Origin of the sequence: Pseudomonas nicosulfuronedens, assembly GCF_005877905.1 — a bacterium.
Lineage (GTDB): Bacteria > Pseudomonadota > Gammaproteobacteria > Pseudomonadales > Pseudomonadaceae > Pseudomonas > Pseudomonas nicosulfuronedens.
The window spans coordinates 67,555-81,396 of the sequence record NZ_SWDV01000004.1; the positions used below are offsets into that span (position 1 = coordinate 67,555).

A 13,842-nucleotide genomic window follows, 5' to 3' on the forward strand; every position below is an offset into this window, starting at 1 on the left:
GCAGGGGTTCTATGGCCGGTGTTACTGAAGCATGCTCATGGCCGCTTCCATGGCGGCGGAGAGGTCTTCGTCTTCCTTCACGTCCGCCTTCGGGTCCAGACCCAGCTTGGCGAAGGCCGGGATGGTCGCCCAGTCCAGCTCGGTGTAGGGGTGCTGGCTGCCGAGGTAGCTCTGCAGGGTGGCGACCTGGACGATGTCCACGTAGTCGACCTTGGCCGAGTCGCGGCTGAAGTCCAGGTGCTGGCCCGGCACGGCGGCGATCGGCGCCGGGAAGTCCCAGGCCTTGAGGATGCGGTCGCCGATGACCGGGTGGATGCGCTCGATCACGTGGTTGAGGCTGATGGAGTCGGCCAGCAGTTCGCTGTGCTCCTCGGCGTAGGTGAGGATCGGCAGTACGCCGATCTGGTGCACCAGGCCGGCCAGGGTCGCCTGGTCCGGCGCCAGTCGGGTGTAGTGACGGCACAGGGCGTGGCAGATGCCGGCGATCTCGGTGCTCTTGTTCCACACCTCGCGCATCTTGCGGTCGACCACATCGGAAGTGGCCTGGAACATCTGCTCCATGGCAAGGCCGGTGGCCAGGTTGCAGGTGTAGTTGATCCCCAGGCGGCTGATCGCCATCTGCAGGTCGGTGATTTCCTTGTTGGTGCGCAGCAGCGGGCTGTTCACCACCTTGATGATGCGCGCGGTCAGGGCGGCGTCGTTGCCGATCACCTTGGCCAGGTCCTGGATGCTGATGTCCGGGTCTTCCGCCGCTTCCCGGACGCGCAGGGCGACTTCCGGCAGCGTCGGCAGCACCAGCTCATCGTTGTCGATGGCCCGCAGCAGTTCCTGTTGTACTTTTTCGGCAAGCTTGCTCATGAAGTGTCCTTCAGGGAAAGCCGGGCTCCCCGCCCGGCACGAAATTCAGCGCTGGATCTCGCGGTCGCTGTCCAGAACGTAAGGCAGATCCAGCAGGCGCAGGGGCTGGTCCTCGCCCAGGCGCACGTTGCCGTCGGTCGCGGCGTCGTCCTGCAGCACGGCGAGCAGCTCCACGCCATCGGCCGCACGGGCGGCCAGTACCACTTCACCGACGCTGGTGGAGTGTACCGGCGAGAACAGCTCGCGGCCCGGCTCCGGCAGTTCGGCGCTATCGAGTTTCAGGCGCTGCAGGCGGCGCTTGAGGCGGCCGAGGTACTGCATGCGCGCGACGATTTCCTGGCCGGTGTAGCAGCCCTTCTTGAAGCTGACACCGCCCACGGCCTGCAGGTTGATCATCTGCGGGATGAACTGCTCGCGAGTGGCACCGAACACCTGGCCGACGCCGGCGCGAACCTGGCCGAGCAGCCAGTCGTTGAGGTTGGCGTGGGGCAGGCGGGCCTGCAGCAGGTCGGCGATGGCGACGGCGCGTTCGGCCGGGGCCCAGAGCTCGACACGGCCCTGGCCAAGGCCGATGGCGATCAGACCGTCGGCCCGCGCTACCTGGTCGGCTTCTCCGGAGAGGCTCAGGCCCAGTTCAGCGAGGACGGCATCCGCACCGCTGAGGCCGAAGCGCGCCCACTGGGCGCTGTCATCGGAGAGGGTGGCCTTGGAGAACACCGCGTACTTCTTCAGGTCCGTCAGCTGGCTTTCCAGCAGGTCGTTGGCCATGGCCAGCAGAAAGCCGTCGCCTTCGGCGAGGATGCGGAAGCTGGAGGTCATGCGCCCCTTGGGCGTGCAACGGGCGCCGAGGCTGGAGTATTCGGCATTGAGGTAGTTGAGGTTGCAGGTCAGCTGGCCCTGGAGGAATTTGGCAGCGTCCGCGCCACGGACGGCAAGAATCCCTTCGTGATTGAGTTCGGTGTAGAAAGCAGAGTCGGTCATCACGATTCGCTGGAAGAAAGTTAGGGGACTCATGATAGAGCTCAGGCCCAGCCTTGTCAGCGGGTGCCGGGTGGGCCGAGCATGCGTATAATGCCGCTCGGCTCGCGCCGTCCGTCGATTTCGCGAGCGACTAGACGTATTCGCCCGCTGTTAATCGAGGTGCCCCGCAGATGACTGACGAAATCGAACTCAAACGCCTTTTCTGGCACAGCCGCCGCGGCATGCTGGAACTGGACGTCCTGCTGGTGCCCTTTGTCCAGGAAGTCTACCCGGGCTTGCCCGCCGACGATCAGGCGCGCTTCCGCAAGCTGCTGGAGTGCGAGGATCAGGACATGTTCGGCTGGTTCATGCAGCGCGGCGAGCCGGAAGATGCCGACCTACGCATCATCGTTCGCATGATCCTGGACCGTGTCCAGCCGAAGTGACCCCTTCGAGTGCCGCTGGCAGCCGTCCATCGGCTTGCTGGCGGCCTACATCGCCGCGCAACTGGGCGCCGTTCTGGCGCTGCTGCTCGCGGACATTCCCCTCCACTGGAAAACGCTCGGTCTGAGCCTCTGCCTGCTGCATGCCTGTTGGGTTGTGCCTGGGCGGATTCTATTGCGCGCGCCGGATTCGGTGCGTGCGCTGCGCCACAACGCCGAGGGCTGGCAGTTGTGGAGCGAGCGGGAGGGGTTTCAATCGGTGCAGTTGATGGCGGACAGTCTGGCGCTGCCCTCATTGATCGTCCTGCGTTTCCGCCGTCCCGACGACTGGCTGGCGCGCAGCGTTTGCGTTCCGGCCGATGCACTGGCGCCGGAGTTGCACCGGCGCCTGCGCGTGCGACTGCGCTTCAGCCGCAATAGGTGGACGGCGCCAGGATAGTGTCGCGGGCCTCGGGCAGCAGGTCCGGGTAGTCCAGCGTGTAGTGCAGGCCGCGGCTCTCGTGGCGCTGCATGGCGGAGAGGATGATCAGCTCGGCCACCTGGGCCAGGTTGCGCAGCTCGATCAGGTCGCGGCTGACCTTGTAGTTCGAGTAGAACTCGTCGATCTCGTCCAGCAGCAGGCGCACGCGGTGCTGGGCGCGCGCCAGGCGCTTGTTGGTGCGCACGATGCCCACATAGTCCCACATGAAGCGCCGCAGTTCGTCCCAGTTGTGGGCGATGATCACGTCTTCGTCCGAGTCGGTCACCTGGCTGGCGTCCCAGCAGGGTAACGCGACCAGCGTCTGGGCCTTGGGCAGTTCGGCGAGGATGTCGGCGGCGGCCGATCGGGCATAGACGAAGCACTCCAGCAGCGAGTTGCTGGCCATGCGGTTGGCACCATGCAGGCCGGTGAAGGTGGTTTCGCCGATGGCATAGAGGTTCGGTACATCGGTGCGGCCCTGGGAGTCGACCAGCACCCCGCCGCAGGTGTAATGCGCCGCCGGCACCACCGGGATGGGCTCGCAGGTGATGTCGATGCCGAAGTCCAGGCAGCGCTCGTAGACGGTGGGGAAGTGCTCGCGGATGAACTCGGCCGGCTTGTGGCTGATGTCCAGGTAGACGTAGTCGATGCCCAGGCGCTTCATCTCGTGGTCGATGGCGCGGGCCACCACGTCGCGCGGGGCGAGTTCGCCCAGGGTGTGGAAGCGAGGCATGAAGCGCTCGCCGTTGGGTAGGCGGAGCAGAGCGCCTTCACCGCGCAGTGCTTCAGTGATCAGGAAACTCTTGGCCTGCGGGTGGTACAGGCAGGTCGGGTGGAACTGGTTGAACTCCAGGTTGCCGACCCGGCAGCCGGCGCGCCAGGCCATGGCGATGCCGTCGCCGGAGTTGCCGTCAGGGTTGCTGGTGTAGAGGTAGACCTTGCTGGCGCCGCCGGAGGCCAGCACGGTGAAGCGTGCGCTGAAGGTATCCACTTCGCCGGTGGAGCGGTCGAGGACGTAGGCGCCGAGGCAGCGTTGACCGTCCATCCCCAGTTTCTGCTCGGTGATCAGGTCGACGGCGACCCGTTGCGACAGCAGTTCGATGTTCGGCCGCTGCCGGGCCTGTTCCAGCAAGGCGTTGAAGATCGCGGCGCCGGTGGCGTCGGCGGCGTGGATGATCCGGCGATGGCTGTGGCCGCCTTCACGGGTCAGGTGAAATTCGAAACTGCCGTCCTCGCGGCCCGGCTCGTGGTCGCGGGTGAAGGGCACGCCCTGTTCGATCAGCCACTGGATCGCCTCGCGGCTATGCTCGACGGTGAACTTCACCGCGTCCTCGCGGCACAGGCCGGCGCCGGCGACCAGGGTGTCCTCGACGTGGGACTCCACGGTATCGGTATCGTCCAGCACGGCAGCGACGCCGCCCTGGGCCCAGAAGGTGGAGCCCTGGGAAAGTTCGCCCTTGCTCAGCACGGCGATCTTCAGGTGCGAAGGCAGCGTCAAAGCCAGCGTCAGGCCGGCGGCCCCGCTGCCGATCACTAGGACATCGTGCTGGAAATGCTGACTCATACCCGGCTCCACAAAATGGCGCCCTAGTATATAGAAGGGGGCCACGGCACAATACTGGCGAACCGATGACACCGAAGGCTCGTGCGGTGGGGCGGCAGTCGCAGGGCGGGAAGCTTTCTTCTCCGCTCAAGCCGGTCCGGCAGGCGCCAGGGGTAGCGTCGAAGTCATTGAACGATCACGGCAAATCACCGGAACTTTTTCAGGCGTTCCGGTTCGAACTCGGAATACCCAATCAACTTTGCGCGCAGATTGACATTGCGCGGAAGGGGAGCGGGTGTTCCGCCCGGTGCAGTTGAATTTGACGGGCTTCGGACACATGTCGGGGTCCGATTGCCGCAAATGTGAAAAAACTGTGCGGCGCATGCTTGGAGGGGAGAACTTTTGCAAAAGACCCGAGTCTATCTTGGCAGGACGATTCACCAGGGTGCTCGAAGCTCCTCCAGGTTTTCAGAGGAGCATTCATGCTAACCCAGGAAACGGATCAGCAACTGGTTGAACGGGTACAGCGCGGAGATAAACGGGCATTCGACCTGCTGGTGCTGAAGTACCAGCACAAGATTCTGGGGCTGATCGTGCGATTCGTGCATGACGCCCAGGAAGCCCAGGATGTTGCACAGGAAGCATTCATCAAGGCGTATCGCGCCTTGGGTAACTTCCGGGGTGACAGTGCCTTTTATACCTGGCTGTACCGTATCGCCATCAACACCGCGAAGAACCATCTGGTTGCGCGCGGTCGGCGGCCGCCGGACAGCGATGTCACGGCAGAGGATGCGGAGTTCTTCGATGGCGATCATGCCCTGAAGGACATCGAGTCGCCGGAAAGAGCCATGCTGCGGGATGAGATCGAGGAAACCGTCCATCGCACCATCCAGCAGCTGCCCGATGATCTGCGCACGGCTTTGACCCTGCGCGAGTTCGAAGGCCTGAGTTACGAAGATATCGCCACCGTGATGCAGTGTCCGGTGGGGACCGTCCGCTCACGGATCTTCCGTGCGCGGGAAGCGATCGACAAAGCTTTGCAGCCTTTGTTGCATGATGAAGTCTGATACAGCGGCAGAAGCCAAGAGAGGTACCGCTATGAGTCGTGAAGCCCTGCAGGAGTCGCTGTCCGCGGTAATGGATAACGAAGCGGATGAGCTTGAGCTGCGGCGTGTGCTTGCAGCCTGCGGCGAGGACGCCGAATTGCGGGCCACCTGGTCCCGTTACCAACTGGCCCGTGCCGTGATGCACCGCGAGCCGGCCATGCCCAAGCTGGACATTGCTGCCGCCGTGTCCGCCGCGCTGGCTGATGAAGCCGTACCGGCGCCGCGCAGTCGCAATCCGTGGCGCAACGTCGGCCGCCTGGCTGTCGCCGCCTCGGTGACCCTGGCTGTTCTGGCCGGTGTGCGCATGTACCACCAGGATGACAGTGTTGCCAACGGCCTTGCCCAGCAAGGCGCCACTCCGCAGATCGCCCTGCCGCAAGTGCAAGGTCCGGCGGTACTGGCAGGCTACACTCAGGACGAGGCGCCGCAGGTGATCACCAATGCCCAGGGTGGGCAGACCACCTGGCACGAGCAGCGTCTTCCGGGTTACCTGCGTCAGCACGCGCAGCAGTCCGCCGTCAGCGGCACCGATAGCGCCCTGCCTTATGCGCGCGCCGCGAGCCTGGAAAGCCGCTGATTTGCGACCTTAAGGAGCGACATGCGCGCGACTACAGCACTGTTGTTCTTCCTCGGCGGTCTGCTGGCTTTGCCAGTCCAGGCCGCCGATGCGTTGGACTGGATCAAGCGCCTCTCCGAGGCTGATCAGCAACAGAACTTTCAGGGTACTTTCATCTACGAACGCAGCGGAGCCTTCTCCACCCACGATGTCTGGCATCGTGTGGAGAGTGACGGCTCTGTGCGCGAGCATCTGGTCCAGGTCGATGGGCCGCGCCAGGAAGTGGTGCGCGTCGATGGCGCTACCCAGTGCGTAGGTGGAGGTATGTCGGGGCAGGTGTCGACTGGCGAGATGTGGCCGGCACGCAAGCTCAACCCTGCCGAACTGTCCACTTACTATGACGTTCGTGTCGCTGGCGAGTCGCGCATTGCTGATCGCCCGGCGGTGGTGCTGGCGGTGATACCGCGTGACCAGCATCGCTATGGCTTCGAGCTGCACGTGGACAAGCAAACCGGCCTGCCGCTCAAGTCCCTGCTGCTCAACGACAAGGGCCAGATCATCGAGCGGCTGCAGTTCACTCGCCTCGACATGGCAGCGCCCGACGACGGTGAGTTGCAGCCGAGCGCGGCCTGCAAGCCGGTGAAGGAAGCCAAGGCTGCTGAAGTGAAGACCAGCTGGCATTCGGAATGGGTGCCGCCGGGCTTTACCCTGAATAGCACGCTGCAGGAGCGCAGCCCAGTCTCCAATGACCAGGTCCTGTGTCTTGCCTATGGCGACGGTCTGGCACGCTTCTCGGTGTTCCTCGAGCCGTTGCACGGCGCCAAGGTCGACGATGCCCGCACCCAGCTGGGCCCTACTACGGTGGTGTCGAGGCGGTTCGCCAGTGAAGACGGCGGCACCATGGTGACGGTGGTCGGCGAGATACCCAGTGGCACGGCTGAGCGCGTGGCGTTGTCCATGCGGCCAACGGGAGCCCAGCCACAGTGATCCATGAGCGGGGGAGGGTGATTGCGGTCGAGTCTGGAGCTGTCCAGGTCGAAACGCTGCGCCGCTCCTCCTGCTCGGGATGTTCGGTCAACGCCGGTTGTGGCCAGGGCCTCCTGGAACGGCTGGGTGTTTCTCGGGGGCGCGGTCAAGTACGCGCACTGACCCCGGCGAATCTGGCCTCCTTGAATCTGACGCCCGGCGATGAAGTCCTGCTGGGCGTGGATGAAGACCTTCTGCTGAAAAGTGCCCTGCTTTTCTATCTCTCTCCGCTGATCGGGTTGTTCGCGCTGGCACTACTGGCGGCGCGCCTCGATCTGGGGGAACCTCTCATCATCGTGGCCGGGCTGGCGGGTTTCCTGCTGTCCTGGCTGCTCGTGCGCCGCTACACGCGACGCCATACGGATGATCCGGCGATGCAACCGGTTGTGCTGCGTGCGCTGGTCGGTGGGCCGCCCGGCCCTGTTTAGTGATCTTCCCAATCAACATCACGGGAGCTGTAGTCAATGCAAACCCTGAAACGCAGCATGGCTGCGCTGGTCGCCCTGCTGGCCCTGAGCCTGTCGGTCACCGCGCGGGCTGAACTACCGGACTTCACCCCGCTGGTCGAGAAAGCCTCGCCGGCGGTGGTCAACATCAGTACCACCCAGAAGCTTCCCGACCGCTCCAACGCGCAGATGGGCATTCCGGACCTCGACGGCCTGCCGCCGGGCCTGCGCGAATTCTTCGAGCGCAGCATTCCCCGTGGCCAGGGCGGCCAGGGGCAGGCTCCCCGTGGTCAGCAGCGCGAGGCGCAGTCCCTGGGTTCGGGCTTCATCATTTCCGATGATGGCTACATCCTCACCAACAATCACGTGGTGGCCGATGCCGACGAGATCCTCGTTCGCTTGTCGGACCGCAGCGAGCACAAGGCCAAGCTGGTCGGTGCAGACCCGCGCAGCGACGTGGCCGTGCTGAAGATCGACGCCAAGGGCCTGCCGACGCTCAAGCTGGGCGATTCCGACAAGCTGAAGGTCGGTGAGTGGGTGCTGGCCATCGGTTCGCCGTTCGGCTTCGACCACTCGGTGACCGCCGGTATCGTCAGCGCCAAGGGCCGCAGCCTGCCGAACGAAAACTATGTGCCGTTCATCCAGACCGACGTGGCGATAAACCCGGGCAACTCCGGTGGCCCGCTGCTGAACCTGCAGGGCGAAGTGGTGGGTATCAACTCGCAGATCTTCACCCGTTCCGGCGGCTTCATGGGCCTTTCCTTCGCGATCCCGATCGATGTGGCGCTGAACGTCGCCGATCAGCTCAAGGCGGGCGGCAAGGTCAACCGTGGCTGGCTGGGCGTGGTGATCCAGGAAGTGAACAAGGACCTGGCTGAATCCTTCGGTCTCGACAAGCCGGCCGGCGCGCTGGTGGCGCAGCTGGTGGAAGACGGCCCGGCAGCCAAGGGTGGCCTGCAGGTGGGCGACGTGATCCTGAGCCTGAACGGCCAGACCATCAACGAATCCGCCGACCTGCCGCACCTGGTGGGCAACATGAAGCCGGGTGACAAGGCGTCTCTGGAAGTGATCCGCGACAACAAGCGCCAGACCCTGAGCATGACCATTGGCAGCCTGCCGGACGACGACGATGCCGTCGCCGCCGTCGAGGGCAAGGGTGCCGAGCGCAGCAGCAACCGCATGGGTGTGACCGTGGCGGAGCTGACTGCCGAGCAGCGCAAGTCCCTGGATATCAAGGGCGGTGTGGTTATCAAGGAAGTGCAGGGTGGCCCGGCAGCCATGATCGGCCTGCGTCCGGGCGACGTCATCACCCACCTGAACAACCGTGCGGTGGACTCCTCGAAAACCTTCAGCGAGATTGCCAAGGCGCTGCCGAAGGACCGTTCGATCTCCATGCGCGTGCTGCGCCAGGGGCGTGCGAGCTTCATCACGTTCAAGCTGACGGAGTAAGGTTGGTGCACCAGAAAAGGGCGACTTCGGTCGCCCTTTTTCATGCCTGACCGTCCGGCGCGGCGTGACGCATCAGGCTGTAGTCAGGTAAACTCCCCCGCTATTTTTCGGCGGACCGCCGCCTTCAGCCTTCCGAGTGTGTTCGCCGTGAGTGACCTGAGTCATATCCGCAATTTTTCCATCATCGCCCACATCGACCATGGCAAGTCGACGCTGGCAGACCGCTTCATCCAGATGTGCGGCGGCCTGTCCGACCGCGAGATGGAGGCCCAGGTACTGGACTCCATGGACCTGGAGCGTGAGCGCGGTATCACCATCAAGGCGCACAGCGTCACCCTTCACTACAAGGCGAAGGACGGCAAGACCTACCAGCTGAACTTCATCGACACCCCCGGTCACGTCGACTTCACCTACGAAGTCAGCCGTTCGCTGGCCGCCTGCGAAGGCGCCTTGCTGGTGGTGGACGCGGGCCAGGGCGTGGAAGCGCAGTCGGTCGCCAACTGCTACACCGCCATCGAACAGGGCCTGGAAGTCATGCCGGTCCTGAACAAGATGGACCTGCCGCAGGCCGATCCGGACCGCGTGAAGGACGAGATCGAAAGCATCATCGGCATCGACGCCACTGACGCCGTGGCCTGCTCGGCCAAGAGCGGCATGGGCGTGGAAGACGTGCTGGAGCGCCTGGTCACCGCCATTCCCGCTCCGGAGGGCGAGATCGACGCGCCGCTGCAGGCGCTGATCATCGACTCCTGGTTCGACAACTACCTGGGCGTGGTCTCGCTGGTGCGCGTGAAGCATGGCCGCGTAAAGAAAGGCGACAAGATCCTGGTGAAATCCACCGGCAAGGTCCACCAGGTGGACAGCGTCGGCGTCTTCACCCCGAAGCACACCGAGACGCCGGACCTCAAGGCTGGCGAAGTGGGCTTCATCATCGCCGGCATCAAGGACATCCTGGGTGCGCCGGTGGGCGATACCCTGACCCTGAACAACACGCCCGACGTGGACGTGCTGCCGGGCTTCAAACGTATCAAGCCGCAGGTCTATGCCGGCCTGTTCCCGGTCAGCTCCGATGACTTCGAGGACTTCCGCGAAGCCCTGCAGAAGCTGACCCTGAACGATGCCGCACTGCAGTACGAACCGGAAAGCTCCGAGGCCCTTGGCTTCGGCTTCCGCATCGGCTTCCTTGGCATGCTGCACATGGAGATCATCCAGGAGCGCCTGGAGCGCGAATACGACCTGGACCTGATCACCACCGCTCCGACCGTGATCTTCGAGATCGTGCAGAAGAACGGCGACATCCTCTATGTCGACAACCCGTCGAAGCTGCCCGACCTCTCGTCCATCGACGAGATGCGCGAGCCGATCTGCCGCGCGACGATCCTTGTGCCTCAGGAGCACCTGGGCAACGTCATTACCCTGTGCATCGAGAAACGCGGTGTCCAGCGCGACATGCACTTCCTCAGCGGCCAGGTCCAGGTGATCTACGATCTGCCGATGAACGAAGTGGTGCTGGACTTCTTCGACCGCCTGAAGTCCACCAGCCGTGGCTATGCTTCGCTGGACTACAGCTTCGACCGCTTCGAGCCGGCCAACCTGGTTCGTCTCGATGTACTGATCAACGGCGAGAAAGTTGACGCCCTCGCCCTGATCGTCCACCGCGACAACGCCCCGTACAAGGGCCGTCAGCTGGTGGAGAAGATGAAGGAATTGATTCCGCGGCAGATGTTCGACGTCGCGATTCAGGCGGCCATCGGTGGGCAGATCATCGCCCGCTCGACGGTCAAGGCGCTCAGGAAGAACGTGCTGGCCAAGTGCTACGGTGGTGACGTGAGCCGTAAGCGCAAACTGCTGGAGAAGCAGAAGGCCGGTAAGAAAAGGATGAAGCAGGTCGGTAGCGTGGAGATTCCGCAGGAAGCCTTCCTCGCTGTGCTCAAAGTGGACAGTTGAACCCTATGACCCTGAATTTCCCGCTGTTGCTGGTGATTGCCGTTGCGGTATGCGGCGTTCTCGCCCTGGTGGACCTGGTGCTGTTCGCACCGCGCCGCCGGGCGGCCATTTCCGCCTACGAAGGTTCGGTCAGCGAAGCTGACCCGGAAGTGCTGGATAAGCTGAACAAGGAGCCGGTGCTCGTCGAGTACGGCAAGTCGTTCTTCCCGGTGCTGTTCATCGTGCTGGTGCTGCGTTCGTTCCTGGTCGAGCCTTTCCAGATCCCGTCGGGTTCGATGAAACCGACCCTGGAAGTGGGCGATTTCATCCTGGTGAACAAGTTCGCCTACGGCATCCGCCTGCCGGTGCTCGACACCAAGGTTATCCCGGTGGGTGACCCGCAGCGTGGCGATGTCATGGTGTTCCGCTATCCCAGCGACCCGAACATCAACTACATCAAGCGCGTCATCGGCGTACCGGGCGATACTGTCCGCTACACCAGTGACAAGCGCCTGTTCATCAACGACCAGGCCGTGGCCGAGTCGCTGGTGGGCGAGGAGCCGGGCACCCTGGGCAGTGTGACCCTGTACCAGGAGAAGCTGGGTGCCGTGGAGCACATGATCCGCAAGGAAATGACCCGCTTCCGCATCGAGCCGGGCAAGCAGTGGAAAGTGCCGGCCGGCCATTACTTCATGATGGGCGACAACCGCGACAACTCCAACGACAGCCGCTACTGGAACGATCCGAAGATTCCGAAGGACCTGCTGGGCATGGTTCCGGATCGCAATATCGTCGGCAAGGCCTTCGCGGTCTGGATGAGCTGGCCGGATCCGAAGATGCGCAATCTGCCGAATTTCTCGCGAGTCGGCGTGATTCACTAAACTGGTGAGACGCTCCAGGCCCGCATGGCTGGAACGGTGCTAGAAAAGGGCGGGGCTGCACGCGGGGAGCGAGGCGGCCCCGCTTCACTTGGACCTGCCGCGGCTGGCGGGCAAATAAGAAAGATACCGACATGAGGTCGATATGACGTACGCACGTTCGCAGAAGGGAATGTCGTTGCTGGGTTGGCTGGTCGTTCTTGCCGTCGTGGCGTTTCTCGCCAGTGCTGCGTTCAAGATCATTCCGCATTACCTGGACTACTACGCCATCGAGAAGGCCATCACCTCGGTGGAAACCGATAAGGCCGCCGAAGTGCGCACTGTCCCGGAGTTCTACTCTTACGTGGATAAGGCTCTGATGCTCAACAACATCCGCGACCTCAAACTGGATGACGCGCTGGACGTGAAGCTCGAGAACAACGAGTTCCGCGCCCACCTGAAGTACGAAGAACGCGAGCCACTGGTGCAGAACATCGACCTAGTGGTCAAATTTGACAAAGAATTCCGTGTACGAATGCCGTGAGTAACAACAGTCTGGATCGACTTGAGCGCAAGCTCGGCTACACCTTCCGTGACCAGGACCTGATGGTCCTGGCGCTGACCCATCGCAGTTTCGCCGGGCGCAACAACGAGCGCCTGGAGTTCCTCGGTGACGCCATCCTCAACTTCGTCATTGGCGAAGCCCTGTTCACCCACTTTCCCCAGGCCCGCGAAGGCCAGCTGTCGCGCCTGCGAGCTCGACTGGTGAAAGGCGAGACCCTGGCCCTGCTGGCCCGCGGTTTCGAAATCGGGGATTACCTGCGACTGGGCTCGGGCGAGCTGAAGAGCGGTGGTTACCGCCGCGAGTCGATCCTGGCTGACGCCATGGAGGCGCTGATTGGCGCCATTTATCTGGACACCGGCATGGATTCCGCCCGTGAGCGGATCATGGATTGGCTCGGCCCGCAGCTGCGCGAGCTGACCCCGGTGGATACCAACAAGGACCCCAAGACCCGCCTGCAGGAGTTCCTGCAGTCTCGCGGGTGCGAATTGCCGCGTTACGACGTGGTGGATATCCAGGGCGAACCGCATTGCCGCACTTTCTTCGTGGAGTGCGAGGTGGCCCTGCTGAACGACAAGACCCACGGTCACGGCGGCAGCCGCCGCATCGCCGAGCAGGTGGCCGCCGCCGCCGCGCTGGCAGCCCTGGGCGTGGAGAATGGCCATGAGTGAGCACGAGCAAGACCAGCACGACCCATCCGAGCACGATGAAGCAGGAGCCGTCCGTTGCGGTTACGTCGCCATCGTCGGCCGCCCCAACGTCGGCAAGTCGACCCTGCTCAACCACATCCTCGGGCAGAAGCTGGCGATCACCTCGCGCAAGCCGCAGACCACCCGCCACACCCTGCTGGGCATCAAGACCGAGGGTGACGTGCAGGCGGTGTATGTCGATACCCCCGGCCTGCACAAGGACAACGACAAGGCGCTCAACCGCTACATGAACCGGTCGGCCAGCGCCGCGCTGAAGGACGTTGACGTGGTGATCTTCGTCGTCGACCGCAACCGCTGGACCGACGAAGACCAGATGGTCTACGACAAGGTCAAGTACGTGAGCTGCCCGGTTCTGCTGGCGGTGAACAAGGTCGACCGCATGGAAGACAAAGGTGAGCTGCTGCCGCACCTGCAGTGGTTGGCCGAGCAACTGCCCAATGCCGAGGTCGTGCCGATTTCTGCCCAGCACGGGCAGAACCTCGACGTGCTGGAAGGCCTGGTGGCCGAGCGCCTGCCGGAGAGCGAGCACTTCTTCCCGGAAGACCAGATCACCGACCGCAGCAGCCGCTTCCTCGCCGCCGAACTGGTGCGCGAGAAGATCATGCGCCAGCTGGGCGCTGAGCTGCCGTACCAGGTCACCGTGGAGATCGAAGAGTTCAAGCAGGACGGTCCGATCCTGCACATCCACGCTCTGATCCTGGTGGAACGCGACGGCCAGAAGAAGATCATCATCGGCGAGAAGGGCGAGCGCATCAAAAGCATCGGCCAGAACGCTCGCAAGGACATGGAAGTGCTGTTCGACTCCAAGGTCATGCTCAACCTCTGGGTGAAAGTGAAGGGCGGCTGGTCCGACGACGAACGCGCGCTGCGTTCGCTGGGCTACGGCGACCTTTGATCCTTGCTGCCCCGCGAGCCTTCGCGGGGTGCACCCTCCGGGCGC

At 63.6% G+C, this 13,842-nt stretch carries 15 protein-coding genes; 12 read left to right on the forward strand and 3 right to left on the reverse strand.

Annotation, left to right across the window (positions count from 1 at the left end):
• Positions 1–21 precede the first annotated feature (21 nt).
• Positions 22–858, reverse strand: a complete 837-nt coding sequence (locus FAS41_RS05700) for an HDOD domain-containing protein (protein ID WP_081517625.1) — start codon at positions 856–858, stop codon at positions 22–24.
• Positions 859–903: 45 nt separating this feature from the next.
• Positions 904–1,839, reverse strand: a complete 936-nt coding sequence (gene ygfZ / locus FAS41_RS05705; RefSeq protein ID WP_138520852.1) for a CAF17-like 4Fe-4S cluster assembly/insertion protein YgfZ — start codon at positions 1,837–1,839, stop codon at positions 904–906.
• A gap of 170 nt (positions 1,840–2,009) precedes the next feature.
• Between ygfZ and FAS41_RS05710 the strand changes: the two genes are divergently transcribed.
• Together FAS41_RS05710 and FAS41_RS05715 are read left to right on the forward strand one after the other, a co-directional pair.
• Complete coding sequence (locus tag FAS41_RS05710; RefSeq protein ID WP_015476083.1) at positions 2,010–2,264, forward strand: FAD assembly factor SdhE; 255 nt, start codon at positions 2,010–2,012, stop codon at positions 2,262–2,264.
• Positions 2,248–2,700 (forward strand): protein YgfX, encoded by a 453-nt coding sequence (locus tag FAS41_RS05715; protein WP_138520653.1) that lies wholly within the window; start codon positions 2,248–2,250, stop codon positions 2,698–2,700. Before FAS41_RS05710 ends, FAS41_RS05715 begins: the two co-directional genes overlap by 17 nt.
• Here FAS41_RS05715 and nadB read toward each other — a convergent pair.
• Positions 2,669–4,285: an L-aspartate oxidase gene (gene nadB / locus FAS41_RS05720; protein WP_138520654.1), complete on the reverse strand. Its 1,617-nt coding sequence runs from the start codon at positions 4,283–4,285 to the stop codon at positions 2,669–2,671. The genes FAS41_RS05715 and nadB overlap by 32 nt on opposite strands.
• 461 nt (positions 4,286–4,746) lie before the next feature.
• Here nadB and rpoE point away from each other — a divergent pair, with 461 nt between their 5' ends.
• The 10 genes from rpoE (at position 4,747) to era (ending at position 13,797) form a co-directional block, all read left to right on the forward strand.
• Positions 4,747–5,331, forward strand: coding sequence for an RNA polymerase sigma factor RpoE/AlgU (rpoE, locus tag FAS41_RS05725; protein WP_024765535.1), 585 nt, complete (start codon positions 4,747–4,749; stop codon positions 5,329–5,331).
• Positions 5,332–5,362: 31 nt separating this feature from the next.
• Complete coding sequence (locus tag FAS41_RS05730; protein ID WP_024765536.1) at positions 5,363–5,947, forward strand: sigma-E factor negative regulatory protein; 585 nt, start codon at positions 5,363–5,365, stop codon at positions 5,945–5,947.
• A 21-nt stretch (positions 5,948–5,968) separates the two neighbouring features.
• Positions 5,969–6,913 carry a MucB/RseB C-terminal domain-containing protein gene (locus tag FAS41_RS05735; RefSeq protein ID WP_138520655.1) on the forward strand — a complete coding sequence of 315 codons (945 nt, stop codon included), beginning with the start codon at positions 5,969–5,971 and terminating at the stop codon, positions 6,911–6,913.
• The gene (locus tag FAS41_RS05740) at positions 6,910–7,380 is read left to right on the forward strand and encodes a SoxR reducing system RseC family protein (protein WP_138520656.1); all 471 of its coding nucleotides are present in this window, start codon (positions 6,910–6,912) and stop codon (positions 7,378–7,380) included. Before FAS41_RS05735 ends, FAS41_RS05740 begins: the two co-directional genes overlap by 4 nt.
• A gap of 36 nt (positions 7,381–7,416) precedes the next feature.
• Positions 7,417–8,847 carry a DegQ family serine endoprotease gene (locus FAS41_RS05745; protein WP_054908996.1) on the forward strand — a complete coding sequence of 477 codons (1,431 nt, stop codon included), beginning with the start codon at positions 7,417–7,419 and terminating at the stop codon, positions 8,845–8,847.
• A 147-nt stretch (positions 8,848–8,994) separates the two neighbouring features.
• Positions 8,995–10,794, forward strand: a complete 1,800-nt coding sequence (gene lepA / locus FAS41_RS05750) for a translation elongation factor 4 (RefSeq protein ID WP_024765539.1) — start codon at positions 8,995–8,997, stop codon at positions 10,792–10,794.
• Positions 10,795–10,799: 5 nt separating this feature from the next.
• Positions 10,800–11,654 (forward strand): signal peptidase I, encoded by an 855-nt coding sequence (gene lepB / locus FAS41_RS05755; protein ID WP_138520657.1) that lies wholly within the window; start codon positions 10,800–10,802, stop codon positions 11,652–11,654.
• A 142-nt stretch (positions 11,655–11,796) separates the two neighbouring features.
• The gene (locus FAS41_RS05760) at positions 11,797–12,174 is read left to right on the forward strand and encodes a DUF4845 domain-containing protein (RefSeq protein ID WP_138520658.1); all 378 of its coding nucleotides are present in this window, start codon (positions 11,797–11,799) and stop codon (positions 12,172–12,174) included.
• Entirely contained in the window at positions 12,171–12,863 is a 693-nt protein-coding gene (rnc, locus tag FAS41_RS05765; RefSeq protein WP_017517395.1) for a ribonuclease III, read from the forward strand. Before FAS41_RS05760 ends, rnc begins: the two co-directional genes overlap by 4 nt.
• The gene (gene era / locus FAS41_RS05770) at positions 12,856–13,797 is read left to right on the forward strand and encodes a GTPase Era (RefSeq protein ID WP_138520659.1); all 942 of its coding nucleotides are present in this window, start codon (positions 12,856–12,858) and stop codon (positions 13,795–13,797) included. The genes rnc and era overlap by 8 nt, the downstream gene beginning before the upstream one ends.
• Positions 13,798–13,842: the final 45 nt, after the last annotated feature.